Annotated in this window: 20 protein-coding genes and 1 tRNA gene; 10 read left to right on the top strand and 11 right to left on the bottom strand. The window is 63.9% G+C overall.

All coding sequences use genetic code 11. The features are described from left to right. Nucleotides 1–5: 5 nt before the first annotated feature. From mrdA to RQX22_RS02465, 4 genes are read right to left on the bottom strand one after another with little or no spacing between them, the layout of a single operon-like run. Entirely contained in the window at nucleotides 6–1,919 is a 1,914-nt protein-coding gene (gene mrdA / locus RQX22_RS02480; RefSeq protein WP_315723547.1) for a penicillin-binding protein 2, read from the bottom strand. Then, nucleotides 1,919–2,434, bottom strand: a complete 516-nt coding sequence (gene mreD, locus RQX22_RS02475; protein WP_315723298.1) for a rod shape-determining protein MreD — start codon at nucleotides 2,432–2,434, stop codon at nucleotides 1,919–1,921. Before mreD ends, mrdA begins: the two co-directional genes overlap by 1 nt. After that, complete coding sequence (gene mreC / locus RQX22_RS02470) at nucleotides 2,431–3,327, bottom strand: rod shape-determining protein MreC (RefSeq protein ID WP_315723296.1); 897 nt, start codon at nucleotides 3,325–3,327, stop codon at nucleotides 2,431–2,433. The genes mreD and mreC overlap by 4 nt, the downstream gene beginning before the upstream one ends. Nucleotides 3,328–3,343: 16 nt before the next feature. Beyond that, nucleotides 3,344–4,384, bottom strand: a complete 1,041-nt coding sequence (locus tag RQX22_RS02465; RefSeq protein WP_315723294.1) for a rod shape-determining protein — start codon at nucleotides 4,382–4,384, stop codon at nucleotides 3,344–3,346. Between the two features lie 141 nt (nucleotides 4,385–4,525). Between RQX22_RS02465 and mutL the strand changes: the two genes are divergently transcribed. After that, entirely contained in the window at nucleotides 4,526–6,292 is a 1,767-nt protein-coding gene (gene mutL, locus RQX22_RS02460; RefSeq protein WP_315723292.1) for a DNA mismatch repair endonuclease MutL, read from the top strand. Nucleotides 6,293–6,313: 21 nt separating this feature from the next. On the opposite strand, the gene ilvC is transcribed toward mutL, so the two are convergent. Both ilvC and miaA read right to left on the bottom strand, forming a co-directional pair. Continuing rightward, nucleotides 6,314–7,297 (bottom strand): ketol-acid reductoisomerase, encoded by a 984-nt coding sequence (gene ilvC, locus RQX22_RS02455; protein WP_315723544.1) that lies wholly within the window; start codon nucleotides 7,295–7,297, stop codon nucleotides 6,314–6,316. Beyond that, nucleotides 7,297–8,253, bottom strand: a complete 957-nt coding sequence (miaA, locus tag RQX22_RS02450) for a tRNA (adenosine(37)-N6)-dimethylallyltransferase MiaA (RefSeq protein WP_315723291.1) — start codon at nucleotides 8,251–8,253, stop codon at nucleotides 7,297–7,299. The genes ilvC and miaA overlap by 1 nt, the downstream gene beginning before the upstream one ends. Between miaA and serB the strand changes: the two genes are divergently transcribed. Beyond that, nucleotides 8,246–9,127: a phosphoserine phosphatase SerB gene (serB, locus tag RQX22_RS02445; protein WP_315723289.1), complete on the top strand. Its 882-nt coding sequence runs from the start codon at nucleotides 8,246–8,248 to the stop codon at nucleotides 9,125–9,127. The genes miaA and serB overlap by 8 nt on opposite strands. Nucleotides 9,128–9,206: 79 nt before the next feature. On the opposite strand, the gene RQX22_RS02440 is transcribed toward serB, so the two are convergent. Together RQX22_RS02440 and RQX22_RS02435 are read right to left on the bottom strand one after the other, a co-directional pair. Further along, on the bottom strand, nucleotides 9,207–9,527 hold the full coding sequence (locus RQX22_RS02440) for a hypothetical protein (RefSeq protein WP_315723287.1): 321 nt from the start codon (nucleotides 9,525–9,527) through the stop codon (nucleotides 9,207–9,209). A gap of 84 nt (nucleotides 9,528–9,611) precedes the next feature. Then, nucleotides 9,612–10,511: an SPOR domain-containing protein gene (locus RQX22_RS02435; RefSeq protein WP_315723285.1), complete on the bottom strand. Its 900-nt coding sequence runs from the start codon at nucleotides 10,509–10,511 to the stop codon at nucleotides 9,612–9,614. Between the two features lie 184 nt (nucleotides 10,512–10,695). Here RQX22_RS02435 and RQX22_RS02430 point away from each other — a divergent pair, with 184 nt between their 5' ends. The 3 genes from RQX22_RS02430 to RQX22_RS02420 are packed head-to-tail and all read left to right on the top strand — an operon-like array spanning nucleotide 10,696 to nucleotide 13,387. Next, nucleotides 10,696–11,415: a ParA family protein gene (locus tag RQX22_RS02430; RefSeq protein WP_315723283.1), complete on the top strand. Its 720-nt coding sequence runs from the start codon at nucleotides 10,696–10,698 to the stop codon at nucleotides 11,413–11,415. 14 nt (nucleotides 11,416–11,429) lie between these two features. Next, complete coding sequence (locus tag RQX22_RS02425; protein WP_315723281.1) at nucleotides 11,430–12,014, top strand: hypothetical protein; 585 nt, start codon at nucleotides 11,430–11,432, stop codon at nucleotides 12,012–12,014. 14 nt (nucleotides 12,015–12,028) lie between these two features. Continuing rightward, nucleotides 12,029–13,387 carry an SPOR domain-containing protein gene (locus RQX22_RS02420; protein ID WP_315723279.1) on the top strand — a complete coding sequence of 453 codons (1,359 nt, stop codon included), beginning with the start codon at nucleotides 12,029–12,031 and terminating at the stop codon, nucleotides 13,385–13,387. Between the two features lie 94 nt (nucleotides 13,388–13,481). Here the strand turns inward: RQX22_RS02420 and RQX22_RS02415 are convergent, their stop codons facing one another. Genes RQX22_RS02415 through RQX22_RS02405 form a run of 3 tightly spaced genes read right to left on the bottom strand, consistent with a single transcriptional unit; the run spans nucleotide 13,482 to nucleotide 16,015 of the window. Further along, nucleotides 13,482–14,420 (bottom strand): aspartate carbamoyltransferase catalytic subunit, encoded by a 939-nt coding sequence (locus RQX22_RS02415; protein WP_315723278.1) that lies wholly within the window; start codon nucleotides 14,418–14,420, stop codon nucleotides 13,482–13,484. Nucleotides 14,421–14,429: 9 nt separating this feature from the next. Next, the gene (gene ruvX / locus RQX22_RS02410) at nucleotides 14,430–14,903 is read right to left on the bottom strand and encodes a Holliday junction resolvase RuvX (RefSeq protein ID WP_315723277.1); all 474 of its coding nucleotides are present in this window, start codon (nucleotides 14,901–14,903) and stop codon (nucleotides 14,430–14,432) included. Continuing rightward, nucleotides 14,900–16,015, bottom strand: a complete 1,116-nt coding sequence (locus RQX22_RS02405) for a DUF3089 domain-containing protein (RefSeq protein ID WP_315723542.1) — start codon at nucleotides 16,013–16,015, stop codon at nucleotides 14,900–14,902. Before RQX22_RS02405 ends, ruvX begins: the two co-directional genes overlap by 4 nt. 142 nt (nucleotides 16,016–16,157) lie before the next feature. On the opposite strand from RQX22_RS02405, the gene gatC reads away from it, so the two are divergent. The 5 genes from gatC (at nucleotide 16,158) to tig (ending at nucleotide 21,401) form a co-directional block, all read left to right on the top strand. Next, nucleotides 16,158–16,445, top strand: a complete 288-nt coding sequence (gatC, locus tag RQX22_RS02400) for an Asp-tRNA(Asn)/Glu-tRNA(Gln) amidotransferase subunit GatC (RefSeq protein ID WP_315723275.1) — start codon at nucleotides 16,158–16,160, stop codon at nucleotides 16,443–16,445. Next, the gene (gene gatA / locus RQX22_RS02395) at nucleotides 16,442–17,920 is read left to right on the top strand and encodes an Asp-tRNA(Asn)/Glu-tRNA(Gln) amidotransferase subunit GatA (RefSeq protein WP_315723273.1); all 1,479 of its coding nucleotides are present in this window, start codon (nucleotides 16,442–16,444) and stop codon (nucleotides 17,918–17,920) included. Before gatC ends, gatA begins: the two co-directional genes overlap by 4 nt. After that, the gene (gatB, locus tag RQX22_RS02390; RefSeq protein ID WP_315723540.1) at nucleotides 17,911–19,410 is read left to right on the top strand and encodes an Asp-tRNA(Asn)/Glu-tRNA(Gln) amidotransferase subunit GatB; all 1,500 of its coding nucleotides are present in this window, start codon (nucleotides 17,911–17,913) and stop codon (nucleotides 19,408–19,410) included. The genes gatA and gatB overlap by 10 nt, the downstream gene beginning before the upstream one ends. 226 nt (nucleotides 19,411–19,636) lie before the next feature. Next, nucleotides 19,637–19,721: transfer RNA gene (locus tag RQX22_RS02385), tRNA-Leu, on the top strand. Nucleotides 19,722–19,787: 66 nt separating this feature from the next. After that, the gene (gene tig, locus RQX22_RS02380; RefSeq protein WP_315723271.1) at nucleotides 19,788–21,401 is read left to right on the top strand and encodes a trigger factor; all 1,614 of its coding nucleotides are present in this window, start codon (nucleotides 19,788–19,790) and stop codon (nucleotides 21,399–21,401) included. The last annotated feature ends 35 nt before the right edge of the window (nucleotides 21,402–21,436 follow it).

Below are 21,436 nucleotides of genomic sequence, written 5' to 3'. Positions count from 1 at the left end.
GTTGCTCATGCCGGATCCGCCGGTTCGCCGGCGGCCTTGGCCGCCAGCCAGCGTTGCGCCTCGGCTTCCATCCGCTCGGAGATCGTCCCGCCCCACTGCGTCTCCATCGCGAGCAGGGCGTCCATGGCTTTCGGCTTGTCGAACAGATAGGTGAGCACATCCTTGGCGACGGGCGCGGCCGCGCGCGATCCGCCCATGCCATGTTCGATGACGACGGAGGCCGCATAGCGCGGGTTGGAAGTCGGCGCGAAACAGACGAACAGGCCGTGGTCGCGATATTTCCAGGGCGTTCCCCCCTGGCCGCGCTGGCTGCCCGTGATGCGGCGAACCTGGGCCGTGCCGGTTTTACCACCCATCTCGATCCCGTCGAGCTGCAGTCGGCTGCGCCCGGCCGTTCCGGCACCGTTCACGACTTCCCACATGCCGCTCCGGACGATGTCGAAATGTTCCTTTGGCATGGGCAAGGGACGGGGAGGGGGCCGGTTACGCCTGATAAGCCTCGGCTCGATCATCAGCCCGGACGCCACGCGGCCCGCCATGACCGCCAGCTGCAGCGGGTTGACCAGAACATAACCTTGGCCGATCGCCGCGTTGAGCGTGTCGGAACTGGTCCAGGCCTGCTTGTATTTTTTCATCTTCCAGGCCGTGTCGGGCACCGTGCCATAGCTTTGCGACACCACCGGCAAGTCGTAACGTGCGCCCAGGCCGAGCTGCTTCTCCATCGCCGCGAGCGGATCGATGCCGACCCGGTTTCCCATGCTGTAGAAATAGGTGTTGCAGCTCTTGGCGATGGCCCTGTGCATGTCCATCGGACCATGGCGGCCGAGGCACCGGAAGAAACGGTTGCCCAGCCGATAGCCTCCGGGGCAGCTGACGATCTGTTTTGGATCCACCCCGGCACCGAGCAGAGCCATCGCAACGGCCGGCTTGATGGTGGAGCCTGGGGGATAAAGGGCGTTCAGGGTCTTGTTGATGAGCGGGCGCCGCTCGTCATCGGCAAGCATGTCCCATTCATTGTGGCTGATGCCGTCGGTGAAACTGTTGGGATCGTAAGCCGGCATGGAGGCCATCGCCAGGATATCGCCGGTGAGGCAATCCAGCACGACCACCGATCCGGATTCAGGCCCCAGCCGCCGAGCCGCGAAGGCTTGCAGGCCGGCGTCGACGGTCAACGGCAACATTCCGCCGCTGCGATCGGGAAGGGTGGAAAGTTCGCGGATCAGCTTGCCGCGCGCCGTGACCTCCACGCGCTGCGCGCCGGGTGTACCGCGAAGGCGGCTTTCCATAGTTTTCTCAAGCCCTTCCTTGCCAATCTTGTAGCCAGGCGTGATCAGCAACGGACTCTTGTCTTCGGCCTCGTATTCTTCCTTGTTGGGCGTGCCGACATAGCCGACGAGGTGCGCCACGGCCGCGCCCTCGGGATAGAAACGGGAGAAAGACCGCAGAGGAGCGACGCCGGGTAATTCCGTGAGGCGCACAGTGACTGCGGCATATTTTTCAAAGGGCAGGTTTTCCGCGACGGGGACGGGCTGGTAGCCGGCGGCCCGGTCGAGCTCTTCCTTGATACGCTCCACTTCCTCCGCCGGAAGCGCGAGCAATCCAGTGAGTTCGGCGAGGACCTTCTCCTGATCGACCATACGATCCGGAATGACGTCGACCCGGAAATCGCTTCGGTTGATCGCGATCGGCTGGCCATGACGATCGACAATCCAGCCGCGTCGCGGCGGGATCAGCCGCATCTGGACCCGATTGCTTTCCGACAGGAGCTTGTAATGCTCGTTTTCGGCCACCGAGATCCAGATCATCCGGCTGCCGAGCAGGGCGGCGAGGGCGCCTTGGGCGGCGCCAAGGACCATCGCCCGCCGGGTGAACGTATAGGCCTGGGTATTTTCCGTGATGATGGGGCGGCCTCGCCGCATCATCGGGAAAGCCGCCATCGATCGAGTGACAGCACGATCCGTGCCACGAGCGGAAAGGCGAGAAGGGACAGGAGAATTTGGGGTACCATCACGATCATTCTTGTTTCGCTGCCCATCAGACGCGCGATGTACCAGCCGCCGAACGTATAGAATGGAATGGCAATCGAGGCGAACAGCCAGTCCATCCAATAATCGCGCCATCCCACCCGGCTGTCGATCAGGTCGAACAGCAAAAAGGCGATGGCCCACAGCGCCATCGACTGACCGATCGGATGGCCGGCCACGAGATCGTTGAACAGGCCCAGCAGCAACGCGGTCTGGGCCGTCCAGATTTCCGGCCTCAGCAGGCGCCAGGCGATCAGGACCAGGAAGGCGAAGTCCGGGACCAGCGGCGTGCTGACGACGATCGGCAGGAGGACGAAGAGACTGGCGGCAATGGTGGAGAGGATCGGGACGTAACGTCGGCGGAGGTCGCCGAGTGCGACATCGGTGGAGGAGCCGGCAATCCTGCTCACGGCGCCTGCTCCCGGGAGGCGGGGGGTTCCGGGCCCAGCGGCTCGGTCGCCGCCGGCTGATAGATCGATTCGACGATCGCGAAGTCGATCCTCGCCGGATCGGCGAGCGGCCTGGCCACGGCCGTTTCGCCTTTTACCGCGGCGATGATCGCCACGGGTATGCCGGGCGCATAGATGCCGCCGACCCCGGAGGTGATCAGGATATCGCCGCGGCGAAACGGATTCCGGCCCACCTCGAGAGTCTTCAAATCAATCGTGCCGTCGCCCCGGCCGGTGGCGATCGCCGGCGTGCCGTCGCGTACGAGTTGGACCGGCACGTTGCTCGAGCCGTCGGTGATTAGCAGGACGCGGGAAGCGAAGCGGCCGGTTTCGAGGACGCGGCCGATCAGTCCTTCAGGCGCGCGCACCGGTTGTCCGACCCCGACCCCGTTCGACGTGCCGACATTCATCGTTGCCAGCTGCCGGCTGGAATCGAAGCTTGATCCGACGATGCGGGCCATTGCAACTCTGTCGGGCGCACTTTCGGTGAGTCTCAGGAGGCTCTTCAGGCGGCGATTCTCGAGCAGGGCGGCTTCTGCGGCGATCAGTTTCCTCCGGTTGGCCTTGAGCCGCTCCTTCAGTTCGGCATTTTGCGATCCGGCCGCGAAATAATTGCCAAAATCGTCGCCAATGCCGCCGACGAAACGGACGATGCTTCGGCCGCCCGAGGTGATCGGGGTGGTGATGTCCAGGGCGACGCCCTTCAGCCCAGCGAATCCGCGCGGATCGAATATGGCGACGACGAGCAGCAGAAGCGCGAACAAGATGCCCGCCACCGCCACCACATAGCCCAGGAACAAACCATAATGCGCTTTACGGGAAAATCCGAGGCGCCGAGTTGATGGCGGCGCCATGCCGTACGGCTCCGCTTCAGGCCGTGGTCAGGACGCCGCGGAAGATTTCCTCTTCCAGTGCCCTGCCCGTGCCGATGGCAACGCAGGTGAGGGGATCGTCCGCGACCGTCACGGGCAGGCCGGTCTCGTCGCGGAGAACCTCGTCCAATCCCTGCAGCAAGGCGCCGCCGCCGGTCAGGACGATGCCCTGGTCGACGATGTCCGCTGCGAGTTCCGGAGCCGTATTCTCGAGCGCGATGCGGACGCCCTCGACGATGGTCCCGACCGGCTCCGACAGAGCTTCGGCGATCTGCCGCTGGTTGATCGTGATTTCCTTCGGGACGCCGTTGACGAGGTCGCGGCCCTTGATGTGAACGGTGAGGCCGTCACCATCCGCCGGCGGCTTGGCAATGCCGACCTGTTGTTTGATGCGTTCGGCCGTCGCTTCGCCGATCAGCAGATTATGGTTGCGCCGGACGTAAGAGGAGATGGCCTCATCCATCTTGTCGCCGCCGACCCGGACGGAGGTGGTGTAGGCGAGACCGCGGAGCGACAGCACAGCCACCTCGGTCGTGCCGCCGCCGATATCGACGACCATCGACCCGATCGGCTCGGTCACGGGCATGTCGGCACCGATCGCAGCCGCCATCGGCTCTTCGATCAGCCAGACCTGGGACGCGCCGGCATTCGATGCCGCGTCGCGGATCGCGCGCCGCTCGACCGAGGTCGACCCGGAAGGGACGCAGATGACGATCTCAGGCCAGCGCGGAAAGCGGCGCTTGCCGTGGACCTTCTGGATGAAATGCTTGATCATCTGCTCGGCGACGTCGATGTCGGCGATGACTCCGTCGCGCAAAGGGCGGATCGCTTCAATCTGGTCGGGGGTCTTGCCCATCATCAATTTGGCGTCGTCGCCGACTGCCTTGACGCGCTTGACGCCGTTGATCGTCTCGATCGCAACCACCGAGGGCTCATTGAGCACGACGCCGCGACCACGGACATAGACCACGGTGTTGGCGGTCCCGAGATCGATCGCCATGTCGTGGGACGGAAATTTGAAAAAACGCATGAATGACATTTGGTGGATCCCGCTCCTCAACCGCCGCCCGCAAGGAAGTCGGGCACAGCCTTGCACTTCTATAGGATAGCCCAGAAGCTTGTACCACCAATCAGTTAACAAGCCTCGCGGGACGGCTCGGCTTGGGCTAGACGCGATTCCATGTCAATACGCCGCCTGCCCGAGCATCTGGTAAACCGCATCGCCGCCGGTGAAGTGGTCGAAAGGCCGGCCAGTGCGCTCAAGGAACTGGTGGAAAATGCCGTCGATGCCGGCGCCTCCAGGATCGCCATTGCCCTCAGCGGCGGCGGCATCGGCCGGATCGAAGTGATCGACGATGGCTGCGGCATGAGCCCGGCGGACATGGCGTTGGCGCTGGAGCGGCATGCGACTTCAAAGCTTCCCGACGACGCCATCGAGCAGGTCGCGACGCTGGGGTTCCGGGGGGAAGCCCTGCCGTCGATCGCAAGCGTCGCCCGGTTGACGTTGGAAAGCCGCGTGCGCGGGACAGACGGCTGGTCTCGCATCGTCGACAATGGCCGGCTGGAGTGGGAGGGGCCAGGAGCGCTGCCGCCGGGCACGCGTATCCTGGTCGAGCACTTGTTCAGCCGGGTGCCGGCGCGGCGCAAGTTCCTGCGGTCGGAACGATCCGAATATGCCGCCTGCATCGACGTCGTGAAGCGGCTGGCCATGGCCAGACCGGACATCGGCTTCACGGTCGAGCATGACGGGCGGCGCACGCTCAACGTCCAGCCGGACGAGGATCGGCCGGCACGGGTAGCGGGGCTCACCGACCGTGGTCTCGTCGACAACAGCGTGGCCGTGGATTATGCGCGCAGGCCGGCACGCCTGGGCGGCGTCGCCGGCCTACCGACATTCAATCGCGGCGTTGCCGACCACCAATTCCTCTTCGTCAACGGCCGGCCGGTGAAAGACCGGCTGCTCATCGGCGCGGTTCGCGCCGCCTATCAGGATCTGCTCGCGCGCGATCGCCATCCGGTCCTGGCTTTGTTCATCGATCTGCCTGGCGAGGAGGTGGATGTGAACGTCCATCCCGCCAAGACGGAAGTGCGGTTTCGCGATCCGGCCAATATCCGGGGCCTGATCGTCGGTGGCCTCCGCCACGCGCTCGACAGTGCCGGCCATCGCAGCGCCCAACGGCCATCTGCGGCTGCGCTCGGCAATTGGCAGCCCGGGCAAGCCGGTGCGTCCTTCGCGGGAACGGCGCCCTTCGCCTCCATGCTGCCTCCGCAGTCGCGACAGTCCAGCGTGTGGGAAGAGCGCGCGGCGTTCGCGCCGCCTATGGCGCGTGCTGAAGCCGCGGACGAAACTCCACCCCCAGCTTCCTCATTCCCCTTGGGCGTCGCCCGGGGACAAGTGGCGGCGACTTACATCGTCGCGGAGGCTGAGGATGGGCTGGTGCTGATCGACCAGCATGCAGCGCATGAGCGCCTCGTCCTGGAACGGATGCGCAAGGCCATGGCCAATGGCGGCGTCGCTTGCCAGGCATTGCTGCTCCCGGAAGTGGTCGAGTTGGAGGAGGTCGGCTGCGACCGGCTCGAGGGACGTATCCCTGAACTTGCCGAAATGGGGCTGGAACTCGAACGGTTTGGCCCGCGGGCCGTCCTGGTGCGCGCGATGCCTGCGGTGCTCGGCAATGGCGATGTGAGGGGATTGGTTGCCGATCTTGCCGACGAACTCGGCGCTTTCGACGAGGCCTTGTCGCTGAAGGAAAGAATCGATCATGTCGCCGCGACCATGGCCTGCCACGGCTCGGTCAGGGCCGGCCGGATTCTTTCGGTGGCGGAGATGAGCGCCCTGTTGCGGGAAATGGAAGTCACGCCGCACAGCGGCCAGTGCAACCATGGCCGCCCGACCTGGGTAAAGATGTCGCATTCGGATATCGAAAAGCTGTTCGGTCGGAAATGACCCGATGTCACCTGGCGCGCTCTAGTCGTCCGGCTTGAGCGCGCGGAGCCCCCGACCGACCTGCTCGATCGGATGCGCTGCGGCTTTCGCACGTGACGCCTTCAGGCGGGGATAGCCGGACTTGGCATCGTCCATCAGTTCGCGGACGAGGCTCCCGCTTCGGACTTCGCGCAGGATACGGCGCATCTCGGTGCGGGTATCCTGGCCGATGATCCTGCTGCCGCCCTTCAGCGCTGCAAATTCGGCGGTATTGGAAATGGCTTCCCGCATTCCAGCTATCCCTCGCTCATAGATGAGATCCGCTATAAGCTTCACTTCTGTAAGGCATTCGAAATAAGCGATTTCAGGGGAGAATCCGGCTTCCACCAAAGTCTCATAGCCGGCATGAATCAGTTCCGGTATCGTGCCCCACAGGACAGCCTGTTCGTTGAACAGATCGGCTTCGCATTCCTCTGCGAAACTTGTCTTGAGCATGCCGGCGCGACCGCTTCCCAGCGCAGCCCCGTAAGACAGGGCCAGGGCTTCGGCCTGCCCGGATGCGTCCTGTGCGACCGCAAACAGCGCGATCAGGCCGCCGCCTTTTTCATATTGAGTACGAAGGGCGGTCCCGGGACCCTTGGGCGCGACCAGCACTACGTCGAGATCCGGGCGGGGCAGGATCAGGTTGAAATGGATGTTGAGGCCGTGGGCAAAGAGGAGGACGCCACCTTCGGCGAGATGGGGCGCGATGTCCTCGCCATAGATGCGAGCCTGGTCTTCATCCGCGGCCAGCATCACGACCACTGCGGACCGGGCGGCCGCTTCGGATGATGTCATGACGTCAAAACCGTCTTCCAGCGCACGTGGACGGCTCTTCGAGTCGGCCGGCAAGGCGACGACCACGCTGGCACCGCTGTCGCGAAGGTTCAGCGCCTGGGCGCGGCCCTGATTGCCATAGCCGATGATTGCGACCGGCTTTTCCAGCAGCAGGGCGGAATCGCTGTCGGCCTCGAAATAGACGCGCATCATGTCTCCCCGAATGCGAAGGCCGCTAGGGCATCGTTCAGCGGTTCGCAATCGACCGGCTTTTCCCGGCGCGGCCAATCCGCCGGTGGCTGGCGGGAGAACCAGGTATATTGACGCTTGGCGTAGCGGCGGGTCGCGGTCCGCCCCGCCTCCAGCGCCTGTTCGCGGCTGAGTTTGCCCGCCAGATAGCCCGCAATTTCCGGGACTCCGATCGCGCGCATGACCGGAACGAGCGGATGTAACTCTCTCTTCAGGAGCGAGCTTACTTCTTCAATCCCTTGTTCCTGAAACATATTCTCAAATCGTCTGTCACAACGTTCGTAAAGCCAATCGCGGGGCGGCAACAGGATGAGCGGTGCCAGGTCGATATTTTCGCTTATCCCCCCCGTCCTCTCTTCATGCCACACGGCGATGGGACGGCCGGTGGCGCGGACGACCTCCAGCGCTCGGGCGATGCGGACCGCGTCGTTGGGACGGATCCTCTCTGCTGCGGCGGGATCCTCGGAGGCGAGTGCCGCGAAGCTTTGAGCGACGGGAAGGGCGCGCACCCTGGCTCGAACCTCCGGATCGATCTCCGGTATCGGCGCGATCCCGTCCAGGAGCGTACGAAGATAGAGGCCGGTGCCTCCCGCAAGGATCGGCAGCTTCCCCGAATCATGCGCCGCGCCGATCTCCGCCTTCGCATCCTCGGCCCAGGCGGCTGCGGAACAAGGCTCGGCCCCATCGCGATAGCCATAGAGACGATGGGGCGCGCGGGATTCGTCCTCGCGCCCGGGCCGTGCCGACAGGGTATTGAGGTCACGATAGACCTGAGCACTGTCTGCATTGATGATGACGCCGTCCGCCCGCTCCGCCAATGCGAGTGCAAGCGCGGACTTGCCGCTGGCCGTCGGCCCCGCAATAAGCGCCACCCTCGGTCTTTCAGGCCCACCCCGTGGAGACGTGTTGATGTTCATCGCCACCCTGATAGCAGCGGATCGGCTGTCGAGCGGCGATATTTCGCTTGCCCAGGATGCCATGGCGGCCGCCGGCGCCGCCCCCTCATCCTATCAGTGGGTCGAGCCCGACAAGGCCCATGATTTCTTCTTTGCCGAACGGCCGGAGGAGGTGCGCGGGACCCTCGAGGGTTTGATCGAAGGGGTAGACCTTGTCCTTCAACCCGAGGCTGGACGCCGCAAGAAGCTGCTCATTGCCGACATGGATTCGACGATGATCACCGTCGAATGTATCGATGAACTCGCCGATTATGCCGGACTGAAGGCCGAAGTTGCGGCCGTCACCGAACGGGCGATGCGCGGCGAACTGGCTTTCGAAGAGGCGCTGACGGAGCGAGTCGCGCTCCTGCGGGGACTCGACGACGCGATTCTCGACCGTTGCCATGCCGAGCGCGTCCGGATCATGTCCGGTGCGATTCCCCTTGTAAGGACGATGAAGAGGAACGGGGCCTATTGCCTGCTCGTGTCTGGCGGCTTTACCCGCTTTGCCGACAAGGTGGCGACGGAGATCGGCTTCGACCGGGCGATCTCCAACCGGCTGGGGATCGAAGACGGAAAATTGCAGGGCATCGTTGCGCTGCCGATCGTCGGTGCGCAAGCCAAGCGCCAGGCACTGGTGGACACGGCCGAACAGCGAGGACTCTCGCTCGATCAATGCCTTGCTGTCGGGGACGGCGCCAACGACATACCGATGCTGGAGGCTGCCGGACTCGGGATCGCCTATCATGCCAAGCCGGCCGCCGCCGCCGCCGCCGACGCCAGAATCGAGCATTCGGACCTTGGCGCCCTGCTTTATGCGCAGGGTTACCCGAAGCGTGAGTGGCAAATCGATTAGCATCGGCACTGAGCGGACCCATCACCCGTTCCGTCGCGGTCGCGACGGCACGGCGTCCGAAACCTCGGTATCGCGGCGGTCAGGCGGCTGGGCTGCTCATGTCGGCGGCGATCGCCGCCAGCGCGAATGCAACGGACTGTTCGGAGCAGGGGAAGGTGATGCCGATCCCGTCATGGGCGAAGGCATGGACCATGCCGTTGATGGCGCCCGCTTCCGGATGATGAAGTTCGACAGCGCTCCCTAGCGCCGGGCGGCTATTGGTTTCCAGGAAGGCACCGGTCGCCGAAATCTCGCGCAAGGCAGCCGGCGACGGTTGACCTGCGATCAGGACGCACATGCGCCTCCGGCGCCAGCGTGACGCCATGGCCGATGCCTGTTTGAACTTTCCGACAACCCCCATCTGTCCGGCCCCTTATTTTCGATGTCCGTGGATAGCGGAAGGCCGGCAAAAAAAGCGTTAAAGCCTCTGCTTTGCCGGCCCAGCTCAGGGCGCGACCGGGAAACAGGCCGACCCTGCCGACTTGGCGACAGCGCAGATGCGGTCGGCCGCAGCCCGGTTGGCGATCGGCCCGGCCTGCAGGCGGGTCATCGCGCCCGCTTTGGTCATGATCGGCTGGAGCCCGGCAAAGCCTGCCTTGCGGCTGATCGCCTCCCAGTGGCGCCGGGCATTGTCGATATTTCCGAAGGCGCCGAGCTGGACCTTCCAGCCGCCGCGCGCGCCAGCAGCTGGCACGGCAGCGGCAGGAGACGGGGCTGTACGCTGTGAGGGCGGCGCCACACGCGGCGCGGGCGGCACCGGCGCAGTCGGCGCGCCTTGTTCGAGCCGCCGAGCCAAAGCGATACCCTGGCGGCGTTCCTGTAGCGGGATGTATTTGTCCATTTCAGCGAGCTGTGAGGCTGCCTGGGGAAGCCCCTGCGCCGCCGCGCGCTGCATCATCGCATAAGCGCGGGGCCAATCCTTGGCGATCAGGTCGCCGTTGAACAGAGCGGTGCCGTAAACATATTGCGCGCGAGGATCGTCGCTTTCGGCGGCTTTCTTGAGCCATGGCATGGCGCCGGCCCGATTGCCGTTCTGGAAGAGGATCAGACCGAGATTGGCCTGGGCCTGCTCATGACCCTGCTGCGCCGCTTTCTGGTACCAGTTCTGCGCGATCTTGATATCCGCATTCACGCCGCGACCGAGCTTGTAGGCCTGACCGAGGTTGAATTGGGCATCGGCGTCACCACGTTCCGCGAGCGGACGCCATTGGGCGATGGCCGCGCCATAATTGCCGGCCTGCCATGCATCGACGCCGGCTTTCACGTCTGCGGCCGATGCGCTTGCACTCATCAGCAGCGACGCCGCGCCTGCCGCGATCAGCAGCTTGCGACCGAAATTATGCATTTGCGAACTCTCCACGGGCGATCCTCGATAGGCCTTTCGCCTAGCCGATAAGGGTTAACGGCCACTTAGCATAAGTTCAGCGGACCCAGACATGTCGCGGCCCACTACCATCGATGGCGTTAACCGGATTTTAGCCAACGCAGGTGCACATCGTCGCAAACGACCCGGGACCCGAGGGGAAATCATGCGAGTATTGGCACTATCGTCGCAAAAAGGTGGTTCGGGCAAGACAACCTTGTCCGGCCATCTGGCCGTGCAGGCGCAGCTTGCCGGCGCTGGCCCAGTCTGCCTGATCGACATCGATCCGCAAGGATCGCTCGCCGATTGGTGGAACGAGCGCCAGACCGAAATGCCGGCCTTTGCCCAGACCACCGTCGCGCGGCTTTCCGCGGACCTAGAGGTCCTTCGCCAGCAGGGCTTCCGCCTGGCCGTGATCGATACGCCGCCGGCCATCACGATGGCGATCCAAAGCGTGATCCAGGTCGCGGAGCTGGTGGTCATTCCGACCCGGCCGAGCCCGCACGATCTGCGCGCCGTCGGCGCAACCGTCGACCTTTGCGAGCGTGCCGGCAAGCCGCTCCTCTTCGTCGTCAACGGTGCGACGCCCAAGGCCAAGATCACCTATGAGGCCGCCGTCGCGCTTTCCCAGCACGGTACCGTGGCCCCCGTCACCCTCCACCACCGCACCGATTTCGCGGCCTCGATGATCGACGGTCGCACGGTCATGGAGGTCGATCCTAAGGGTCGCTCCGCCAAGGAAGTGGCGGAGCTCTGGGAATATGTATCGGATCGCCTCGAGAAGAATTTCCGCCGCACGGTGTTCGCCGCTCCGACCGGATTCACGTCGCCAGCAGCTATGCAACGCCAGCCCGGTGGCTTCGGTCGCCGAGTCATCGGCCAGTGAGGGGAGCGCAGGTTATGAGCGAACCCAAACCTTTCGCATCCCTGTCTTCCGGTCTGCTTGCCCGCAAGGGCATGGCCAAGCCGGCCATGCGGCCGCAGGGTTTTGCCCATGTCGCGACCGACATCGACGATTTGGGCTGGAACGACATGGGCCATCTTGGCGGACATGACTTGGGGCCCCGGCCAGGGGCCCCGGCCGAGCATGTGCCCAGTTCGATCGCTGCACTGACTCCGGCGCCGCGCGCGCCAGCAGAAGAGCCTGCCGTGCTCGAACAACAGCGAAAGCTCGAAGCCAGCTTCGCGGAAGAAGCGAAAGTCGATCACGAGCCTGCTGCCATCGTGCCCGAGCCGCAAGTCGTGGCGCTTCCCAAGCGCAAGCGTCAGCCGCGCACGGATGGCATTCGGGCCAAGGACAAGGCGGCCTTCACGCTTCGCCTCGATGCCGAACGGCATCTGAAACTGAGGCTGGCATGTGCGGTCATGGGACGATCCGCGCAACAGATCGTCACCGACGCGCTGGACGACCTTTTGGAAAAACTTCCTGAAATCAATACGCTGGCTCAGCATGTGCCGGCCAAGGCGCGAAACAAGGGCGCCTGAGCGGAGTGAACAGGATGATGAACAAAGCCACTATGAAATTCGCGGCTTCAAGCCTGATCATCGGCGTTACGATGGTCGGCTGTTCTGCCACGCCGGAACGGCCGGGGGCGCTTGCCGCCAGCACTGCCAAAGCGGAACAGCAGGCCGGCCAGTATCACAGCCGAGCCAGGCTCGCAGCCCAGCGAGGCCTGATGGGGCAGGCGCTCGTCCTTGCCGAACATGCGGTCGAATTGTCTCCGCGCGATGTCGCCTATCGGATGCTGCTCGGCGATCTCTATCTCAAGAACGGCCGCTTCCAATCGGCGGCGACCAGCTTTGCCGATGTGCTTGCGCTCGATCCCGGAAACGACAGGGCCGGCCTGAGCCGCGCGCTGGCGCTGGTCGGACGTGGCGATCGCGATGGCGCTCTCGCGCAGCTCGAGACTGTCTCCTCGAGCATCGGAGCCGGCGATCTCGGCTTGGCCTATGCACTTGCCGGCCAGCCGCAGCGCGCAGTGGCGATGTTGGAAGCTGCCGCCCGCGCGCCCGGGGCCGACGGTCGCACGCGCCAGAATCTCGCGCTCGCTTACGCCTTTGCGGGCGATTGGCAGAAGGCGCGCGTAACTGCGGCCCAGGACGTTTCTCCCGCAATGCTCGATGAGCGCCTCCTGCAATGGGCCGCGCTCGCCAGTCCAACATCGAGTGCGAACCAGATGGCGATTCTGCTTGGCATCACGCCATCGGCGGATCCCGGCCAGCCGGTGCGCCTGGCACTGGCGCCGACGCGGCAGGAATCCAATGCCCTCGCCGCACTTGAAGCATCGGCCGCTGCCGAGGCCGATGCGGCACCCTTGGAGATGTCCGCGCCCGAGCCCGTCCAGATCGCGGCGGTGGAGACGGTGGAACCGGTCTCATTGCCGGAAACCATAGGTGCAGAGCCGAAGGTCGAAACGGTCGATTACGTGGCCGCCGTCGAAGCGCTCGTCGCTCCGGAACCCGCGCTCCTCCGCACGGCCTCGGCCGATATCGCCACGACGGTGCCGACCTTCTCTTCACCGAGATTGCAGCCGGTCAGGCAGAAGCCCGTCCGCACGAGCAGCGGAGGTTTCGTGGTCCAGATCGGTGCCTATAGCTCGGCGGAAAATGTCGAACGGGCATGGGCGCAGGCTTATCGCCGCTACGGGTTCAGTGACTATCAGCCGCTGAGCACCAAGATCGGGATCCCCGGCAAGGGCACCTTCCACCGCCTCTCAGTGGCCGGGTTCGAGACACGTGCGGACGCCGCGCGAATCTGCAGCACGATCAAGGCGAAAGGCGGGGCCTGCTTCGTCCGCACTGTGGCCGGCGATGCGCCGGTCCGCTGGGCATCGCGATACAGCTCGCCGAGAGCCTGACCGTTCCACTGGCTATTCCATCCCGTTCCCTCGGGAGGGCGGTCGGCCGGCCAGCCGACCGCCCGCTTCTTGCGATTAGGTTCCCATCTGAATTCTATGGTGCAAGGTCCCTGCTGGCCCGGGTCAGCAAATCGAGGCAAGCCATACGCGTCGCGACGCCCGCTTCGACCTGGTCGAGGATCGCCGAACGATCGGGATCGTCCGCAATCTCGCCATCTATTTCGACACCGCGATTGATCGGACCGGGATGCATGACGATCGCGTCGGGCGCGGCGCGTGCCAGACGTTCCCTACTAAGGCCGTAGAGGCGATAGAAATCGCCCAACGATTCGGGCGCAATGTCGGGCATCCTTTCGCGCTGGATCCGCAGCATCATGACGATATCGGCGCCTTCGATACCTTCGTCCATGTCGGTGAAGCTGGCTATCCCGCCCAATTCGTCGGGAAGCAGGGAATCTGGCCCGACCACCCTGACTTCCGCTCCAAGCCTGGGCAGGCAGAGGAGGTTCGAACGGGCAACCCTGCTGTGACGAATATCGCCGCAGATCGCGATCTTGAGACCATCGATGCGGCCCTTGCGACGGCGGATCGTCAGCGCGTCAAGCAGGGCCTGGGTCGGATGTTCGCCGGTGCCGTCGCCCGCATTGATGACGGAACAACCCACCAGACCGGCAATTTCCTGCGGCACGCCTGCCGTCGCATGCCGGATCACCAGCACGTCGGGCCGCATCGCTCCGAGCGTCAACGCCGTGTCGACCAGGCTTTCGCCCTTGTTGAGGCTTGATTGTGCGGTACGCATATTGACCACTTGAGCACCGAGCCTTTTGCCGGCGATCTCGAACGACAGGAGCGTGCGGGTCGAATTTTCGAAGAAGATATTTATGATGGTAAGCCCGGCGAGACGCTCATCCCGCTTGCGCGGCTGGCGATTGAAGGCCAGCCATTGCTCCGCCTCGTCGAGCAGATACAGGATCTCGCCAGCCTGGAGCTGATTGATCCCGAGCAGGTTGCGGTGCGGGAAACTGGACATCAAAATGCTGCCCTAAAGAGCCGCATGCCCCCCCGCAAGCGCGTCGATGGCGCCCTGCAGAATGTAAGCGGCGGCCATCTTGTCGATCAGTTCAGCACGCCGCGCGCGGCTGGCATCCGCATCGATGAGAGTTCGCGTCACCGCCTGGGTCGACCAGCGTTCATCCCAGAGCAGGACGGGCAAGCCGAGCGGCTCCAGGTTTCGCGCAAAGGCTCGGATGGACTGGGTGCGGGGGCTTTCGCTCCCGTCCAGGTTGAGCGGCAGGCCCAGGACGATGCCGACCGCCTGCTGGGCCTGCGCCAGCGCCTTCAATCGCATCAGATCGGCGGCGAATTTGGTGCGTCGAATCAATTCTGCCGCGGTAGCGATAGTCCAACCGGAATCGCAAAGGGCGACGCCGATCGTCTTGGTGCCGACATCGAGCCCGACAAGCCGGCCGGCACTGGGCAGAGCCGCGCGAAACTCCGAGGCTGTTGTCGTAATCATCTGGTGAGGAAGCGTGCCAGGCGCAGCTCGGCATCCGCCCTGATATTCGCCCAGAAAAGAGCGTAATCATAAACGTGGTAATTGTTGCCCGGCAGCACATAGGGTCCAAGCTTAGGAGAGTCGTCGCCAATGAGGAGGAAGCCGTGCGGATCGCAGCGGGCAGGGACTCCCGGGGTCCGGAGCCTGCCGTCGGTCAGCTTCGCATTCGGAACAAGCGTGCCGCGATTGGCGGAGGCGGGCGCATCGCCGCCGAGACGCCCGGTAAGCGGATTGACGCAAAGCATAGGGGTGCCCGCGCGGCGAATACCGCTGGCGCTGGTGGAGGCATTATAAACGTTGGTGATCATCTTGGGGTCGGCTGGCTCCGAGAAGGCTTGCCAGGAAAGGATACAGCCAGACTGTTGCGGCGTCTCGCAGGGTGGAAGTCCGAGCGCCGGCAAATCGGCCGTGACCGAGATCGGCCAGCCGACGACATAGGCGGCAGCGATCCGATCGGCCTCCGCCGATCCGGCGACGCGTTCGCCGAGCAGCCGCGCCAGGTGAAGGCTTCCCTGGCTGTGGGCGGCAAGGATGATCGGGCTGTTGCTCGGCGCTTCTCGCAGGAATTCCTCATAGGCGTCGACAATGTCGCGATAGGCGAAGTCGAGCGCCTTTCGCGCATCTTCCTGGGTGGTGAGAAAGGCACCGAATGTCGCTTGACGATATTTGGGCGCCCAGATCGCCCCGATGCCGTTGAAGGCACTTGCCTGGCTGCGCACGAACAATCGCGCGCGAACCTGCGAGTCCGTGTCGTCGAGCGGCGCATTCCATTGCGACCTTTCAAGGAATGACGTGGGATGAATGAAGAAGACCGACGCGACCGGCAGCGCCGCCGGCCGATAACCTGCCGGCGTCCAGAGGGCCGGATTGTTCGCAATGTCCGGGCGCGCGATCCACATGCCGGCATCCGCATAGCCCTTCGGACCGGAAGGAGGACTCTTGGCGCTTTCAAAGGATATCGTAGGAACAAGCGCCGTGCGCATCAGCCTTTGTTCGAACAGGCGATAGCCGAAGGCAGCGACCACCACGAGGACGACCAGTCCTGCGACAATCATCAGAAAACGCCTCGCCAGCATGCTGCACTCCAATTGGTCCGTCCGGCCCCAACAGCAAGGCGGAGCCGGTTGCAAGCGCTATAGGTTGCTTGAAGAGCGTGGGAGCCAATGCTAGCGGGCCGTGGGTCGTATCCGCGACGCTCCATTCCCAAGGCCATGCATGTCCGTCGATACCGCCACCGTACGTCATATCGCCAAGCTCGCCCGCATCGCCGTGACGGATGCCGAGGCCGAGGCCCTGGCGCCTGAGCTCAACAATATCCTTCATTGGGTCGAACAATTGCAGGAGGTGGACGTGGAAGGCGTCGAGCCGATGACGGCCGTCATCGCCAATCGCCTCCGCCTGCGCGACGATGTGGTCGACGATGGCGACCAGCGGGAGGCGGTGCTCGCCAATGCGCCGGTCGCCGAACATGGCTTTTTTGCTGTCCCGAAGGTGATCGAATGAGCCTCACCGATCTCGGGGTCGCAGCGATACGCGACGGCTTCCGCAACGGAGATTTTTCGGCGCGCGAAGTGGCTGAAGCCTATAATGAGGCGGTCACCAGCGCGAAGAGCCTCAACGCGTTCATTCTGGAAACACCCGATCATGCGCTCGCCGCGGCGGCCCAGGCGGATGCCGATCGCGTCTCGGGCGATCTCAAGCCGTTGTCCGGCGTCCCACTCGGCATCAAGGACCTGTTCGCGACCAAGGGCGTGCAGACGACCGCAGCGAGCGGCATCCTCAAGGGCTTCGAACCCGTTTATGAATCCACCGTCAGCGCCAGATTGTTCGCGGCCGGCGCCGGGATGCTCGGCAAGCTCAACCTCGATCAGTTCGCGATGGGTTCGTCCAATGAAACCAGCGCCTTCGGCAATGTCATATCGCCCTGGCGCCGCAGCGACGGCGGCAATGCCGCGATAACCCCAGGAGGGTCGTCCGGCGGTTCGGCTGCGGCTGTGGCCGCGAGGATCGCGCCGGGTGTGACGGGAACCGATACGGGCGGCTCGATCCGCCAGCCGGCGGCCTTTACCGGCATCACAGGCATCAAGCCGACTTACGGCCGCTGCTCGCGCTGGGGCATCGTCGCCTTCGCCTCCTCGCTCGACCAGGCCGGACCGATGGCGCGCGACGTCCGCGATTGCGCCATCATGCTGGAAGCGATGAGCGGATTCGATGCCAAGGATTCGACCTCGCTTCAGCTTGATGTCCCGAAATGGGAAGCCAGTCTGTCGAGCGACATACGCGGCAAGAAGATCGGTATTCCACGGGAATATCGCATCGAAGGCATTCCCGAGGAGATCGGCAAGGTCTGGGATCAGGGGATCGACTGGCTGCGCGATGCGGGCGCGGAGATCGTCGACGTGTCCTTGCCGCACACCCGTCATGCGCTTCCCACTTATTATATCATCGCTCCGGCCGAAGCCTCGTCCAATCTCGCCCGCTACGACGGCGTGCGCTATGGGAACAGGGTGGCGCCGGACGGCGGCAGCCTCGCCGATATGTATGAGGCCACCCGGGCTGCCGGGTTCGGCGCCGAAGTACGGCGGCGGATCATGATCGGCACCTATGTGCTGTCCGCCGGCTTCTACGATGCCTATTTCAACCGCGCGCAAAAGGTGAGGGCGCTGATCGCCCGCGATTTCGAACATGTCTGGAACGATTGCGATCTGCTGCTGACGCCGACCACGCCTTCGGCGGCGTTCGCGCTGGGGGAAAAATCGGACGATCCGATCGCGATGTATCTGAATGACGTCTTCGCCGTGCCGGCAAGTCTGGCCGGTCTCCCCGCCATTGCGGTGCCGGCAGGCCTCAATTCGGAGGGGCTGCCGCTCGGCCTGCAGATCATCGGCAGGCCACTCGACGAGCAGAACGTGCTCAATGCCGGCCTTGCCTTCGAGGAGCGCGCCGGTTTCGTCGCCCGCCCGGAGGCCTGGTGGTGAGCAATTATCGGATCCAGGGCGCCACCGGGGAATGGGAGGTCGTGATCGGCCTCGAGGTCCATGCTCAGGTGACTTCGAAGGCCAAGCTCTTTTCCGGCGCGTCCACGCAATTCGGCGCCGAGCCGAACAGCCAGGTGAGCCTGGTGGACGCGGCGATGCCCGGCATGCTGCCGGTGTTGAATGGCGAATGCGTGCGCCAGGCAGTCCGAACCGGTCTGGCGCTGGAAGCGGCGATCAACAAATTCTCCCGCTTCGACCGGAAGAATTATTTCTACGCCGATTTGCCGCAGGGCTATCAGATTTCCCAGCTTTACCATCCGATCGTGGGGGAGGGCGAGATCGAGATCCTGCTCGGCGAAGGCGATCGACAAGTCACCAAGAGGATCGGCATCGAACGGATCCATCTGGAGCAGGATGCGGGCAAGCTGATGCATGACCAGCATCCCAGTTTCTCTTATGTCGACCTCAATCGGTCGGGCGTTGCCTTGATGGAGATCGTGTCGAAGCCCGACATGAGAAGCCCTGAAGAGGCAGGAGCTTACATCCGTAAGCTCAGGTCGGTCCTGAGATATGTCGGCAGCTGCGACGGCAATATGGAGCAAGGCTCGATGCGCGCCGACGTCAATGTTTCTGTGCGCCGGCCCGGTGAATCCTTCGGCACTAGGACCGAGACCAAGAATGTCAATTCGGTGCGCTTCATCATGGCCACCATCGAATATGAAGCAAACCGCCAGGTCGACGTGCTCGAAAGCGGGGGTGCTATCGTCCAGGAAACCCGGCTCTGGGATCCCGACAAAGGCGAGACGAGGAGCTTGCGCAGCAAGGAAGACGCGCATGATTATCGTTACTTTCCGGACCCGGACCTGCTCCCATTGGAACTGACGGACGATGTCCTGGAAGAATGCCGTGCATCGCTGCCGGAATTGCCGGATGCGAAGCGCCATCGCTACGAGCAGGAGCTGGGTCTTTCCGCCTATAATGCGAGCGTGCTGACGGCCGACGTGGAATCGGCGCGCTGGTTCGAGGCGCTGCTCGAGGCACTGACCGCCAGGGCCGGCAAATCGCCGCAGGAGGTAGGCAAGAGTGCCTCCAATTGGGTGATCAGCGACCTGTTCGGCGCGTTGAACCGCACCGGTGCCACGATCGAGACAAGCCCGGTCACCCCCGCACAGGGCGCTGAATTGCTCGCCCTCATCGCCGACGGCACGCTTTCGGCCACGCTCGGCAAGCAGGTGTTCGAGATCATGATCGAAACGGGCCGGGATGCCGGTCTGATCGTGGAGGAGCGCGGCCTCAGGCAGACCAGTGACACCGGCGCCATCGAGGCTGTCATCGCCGAGGTGATGGCCGCGAACGAGGACAAGGTCGCCGAATATCGCGGCGGCAAGGATAAATTGTTCGGCTTCTTCGTCGGCCAGACGATGAAGGCGATGGCCGGCAAGGCCAATCCGGCAGTGGTGAACGAACTGCTGAAGAAGAAACTGGGCTGAGCAGCGGCGGCTATCCAGTCGGGAAGGCGGCCGCGAACGTGATTGCTGAAGTCTCCGACGGCTCGCTCTGCCGAGATCCGAACCTGCGGCCAGACAGGCAAAAGGCCGGTCTGAACCCGGATTGCGGAGGAAGCGGAACGAAGGCGACACATCACTGGCCGTACATGGGTAACTCGACCTTGCCCTTGCGGTGCACCCTGCTATATCCCCGCCAACCGGCGGCCCGGCGGGCGTGGCGGAACTGGTAGACGCGCTGGATTTAGGTTCCAGTATCGCAAGATGTGGGGGTTCGAGTCCCTTCGCCCGCACCAGCTTCGCCCGGATCGCAATGTAAAGGCGTCGCAGACGAAATCCTGAAACGAAGGTTTGGCTTCAAAATGCAGACTGTCGAGACGTTGAACGAGGGCCTGAAGCGGGCCTATAAGATCACCATCCCCGCGAAGGATATCGACGCGCTCGTCGACAAGGAGCTGCAGACAGTCGCGCCGCGCATCCGCATGCCGGGCTTCCGCCCGGGCAAGGTGCCCGCCAACCTCGTTCGGAAGATGCATGGTCCTGCCCTGGAGCAGGAGGCGCTCCAGACCGCGGTTCGCGACAGTGTCCAGAAGCTGATGGCGGAGCAGAATCTGCGTCCGGCGACCCAGCCTTCGGTCGAGCTGGAAGAAGGCGGGCCCGGCAAGGACACAATTGTAAACGTCCAGCTGGAGACGTTGCCGGACGTCGCGGAGCCAAATATCGGAAACCTCAAGCTGGAGCGGCTGACCGTCGAGCCGACCGACGCGGAAGTCGATCAGGCGCTGGAACGGCTGGTGTCGGGACAGAAGAGCTTCGAACCCGCGCCGGCCAAATATGCCGCGCAGAGCGGCGATCTCGTCGTCATGGATTATGAAGGCACGGTCGATGGCGAGGCGTTCGAGGGCGGCAAGGGCGAAGGCATGTCGGTGGAGCTTGGCTCCGGACGCCTGATCCCCGGCTTCGAAGACCAATTGGTTGGCGTCAAGGCGAATGACCAACGCAAGCTCAAAGTGAAATTTCCCGACGATTATGGGGTGGACTATCTGAAGGGCCGGGACGCTGTCTTCGAAGTGACGGTCAATGAGGTCCAGAAGCCGCGACAGACCAAGGCCGACGATGATTTCGCGAAGTCGATGGGACTGGAGGGCATCGACCAGCTCCGCAAGCTCATTACGGGCCAGGTAGAGCAGGAGCTGAACGGCCTGACCCGCACCCATATGAAGCGCAAGTTGCTCGACCAGCTCGCGGCCGCGCATGATTTCGACGTGCCGCCGTCGATGGTCGAAGCCGAATTCGAACAGATCTGGAAGCAGCTCGAACATGAAGCGAGTCACGAGCCGGATCCCGCCAAGGCTTTGGCCGAAATCGAGGCGGAACGCGGCGAATATCGCGCGATCGCCGAGCGGCGCGTCCGGCTGGGCCTGCTCCTTTCGGAAATCGGCACCCGGAATGGGATCGAGATCAGCCAGAACGAGATGAACCAGCTGATCATGCAGGCGGCCCAGCAATATCGTCCCGAGGACCGCCAGCGATTCGTCGAATATGTTCGCAAGGAGCCGATGGCGGCAGCCCAACTTCGCGCGCCTTTGTTCGAAGACAAGGTCGTCGATTATCTTTTCGGCCAGGCGGAGATCAGCGAGCGTAGCGTGAACCGGACCGAGCTCGAGGCCGAAATCGAATCCGAGGACACCCACGTGCACGGGCCGGGCTGTGGCCATGATCATGACAATGACCATGCCCCGAAGGCGAAAAAGGCCACGCCCAAAAAGCCCAAGGCGGCGGATGCAGCGCCTGCGAAGAGCGTGGAGAAAGACAGCAAGTCTGCGAAGCAGAAAGCAGAGCCCAAGGCCGCAGCCAAGCCCGCCGCGAAAGCCAAGACAGAAGCTGCCGCCAAGCCGAAGGCCACCAAGGTTGAAGCTGCCAAAGTGGAAGCTGCCAAGACATCCGCGAAAAAGCCGGCGGCGAAGAAGGGCTGAATTCAGCTCAAGCCGCGCGCTTGCCGAAACAGCTC

The sequence above is a fragment of the Sphingosinicella rhizophila genome (assembly GCF_032378825.1).
Lineage (GTDB): Bacteria > Pseudomonadota > Alphaproteobacteria > Sphingomonadales > Sphingomonadaceae > Allosphingosinicella > Allosphingosinicella rhizophila.
This window is presented reverse-complemented; position numbering and strand designations above follow the sequence as displayed.

What these genes read in the sequence shown, in the direction of transcription:
- mrdA (WP_315723547.1), bottom strand. Translation starts at nt 1,919, where the DNA reads ATGCGGCGAGGCCGCCCCATCATCACGGAAAATACCCAGGCCTATACG.
- mreC (WP_315723296.1), bottom strand. Translation starts at nt 3,327, where the DNA reads ATGGCGCCGCCATCAACTCGGCGCCTCGGATTTTCCCGTAAAGCGCAT.
- RQX22_RS02465 (WP_315723294.1), bottom strand. Translation starts at nt 4,384, where the DNA reads ATGTCATTCATGCGTTTTTTCAAATTTCCGTCCCACGACATGGCGATC.
- mutL (WP_315723292.1), top strand. Translation starts at nt 4,526, where the DNA reads ATGTCAATACGCCGCCTGCCCGAGCATCTGGTAAACCGCATCGCCGCC.
- ilvC (WP_315723544.1), bottom strand. Translation starts at nt 7,297, where the DNA reads ATGCGCGTCTATTTCGAGGCCGACAGCGATTCCGCCCTGCTGCTGGAA.
- serB (WP_315723289.1), top strand. Translation starts at nt 8,246, where the DNA reads ATGTTCATCGCCACCCTGATAGCAGCGGATCGGCTGTCGAGCGGCGAT.
- miaA (WP_315723291.1), bottom strand. Translation starts at nt 8,253, where the DNA reads ATGAACATCAACACGTCTCCACGGGGTGGGCCTGAAAGACCGAGGGTG.
- RQX22_RS02440 (WP_315723287.1), bottom strand. Translation starts at nt 9,527, where the DNA reads ATGGGGGTTGTCGGAAAGTTCAAACAGGCATCGGCCATGGCGTCACGC.
- RQX22_RS02435 (WP_315723285.1), bottom strand. Translation starts at nt 10,511, where the DNA reads ATGCATAATTTCGGTCGCAAGCTGCTGATCGCGGCAGGCGCGGCGTCG.
- RQX22_RS02430 (WP_315723283.1), top strand. Translation starts at nt 10,696, where the DNA reads ATGCGAGTATTGGCACTATCGTCGCAAAAAGGTGGTTCGGGCAAGACA.
- RQX22_RS02425 (WP_315723281.1), top strand. Translation starts at nt 11,430, where the DNA reads ATGAGCGAACCCAAACCTTTCGCATCCCTGTCTTCCGGTCTGCTTGCC.
- RQX22_RS02420 (WP_315723279.1), top strand. Translation starts at nt 12,029, where the DNA reads ATGATGAACAAAGCCACTATGAAATTCGCGGCTTCAAGCCTGATCATC.
- ruvX (WP_315723277.1), bottom strand. Translation starts at nt 14,903, where the DNA reads ATGATTACGACAACAGCCTCGGAGTTTCGCGCGGCTCTGCCCAGTGCC.
- gatC (WP_315723275.1), top strand. Translation starts at nt 16,158, where the DNA reads ATGTCCGTCGATACCGCCACCGTACGTCATATCGCCAAGCTCGCCCGC.
- gatA (WP_315723273.1), top strand. Translation starts at nt 16,442, where the DNA reads ATGAGCCTCACCGATCTCGGGGTCGCAGCGATACGCGACGGCTTCCGC.
- tig (WP_315723271.1), top strand. Translation starts at nt 19,788, where the DNA reads ATGCAGACTGTCGAGACGTTGAACGAGGGCCTGAAGCGGGCCTATAAG.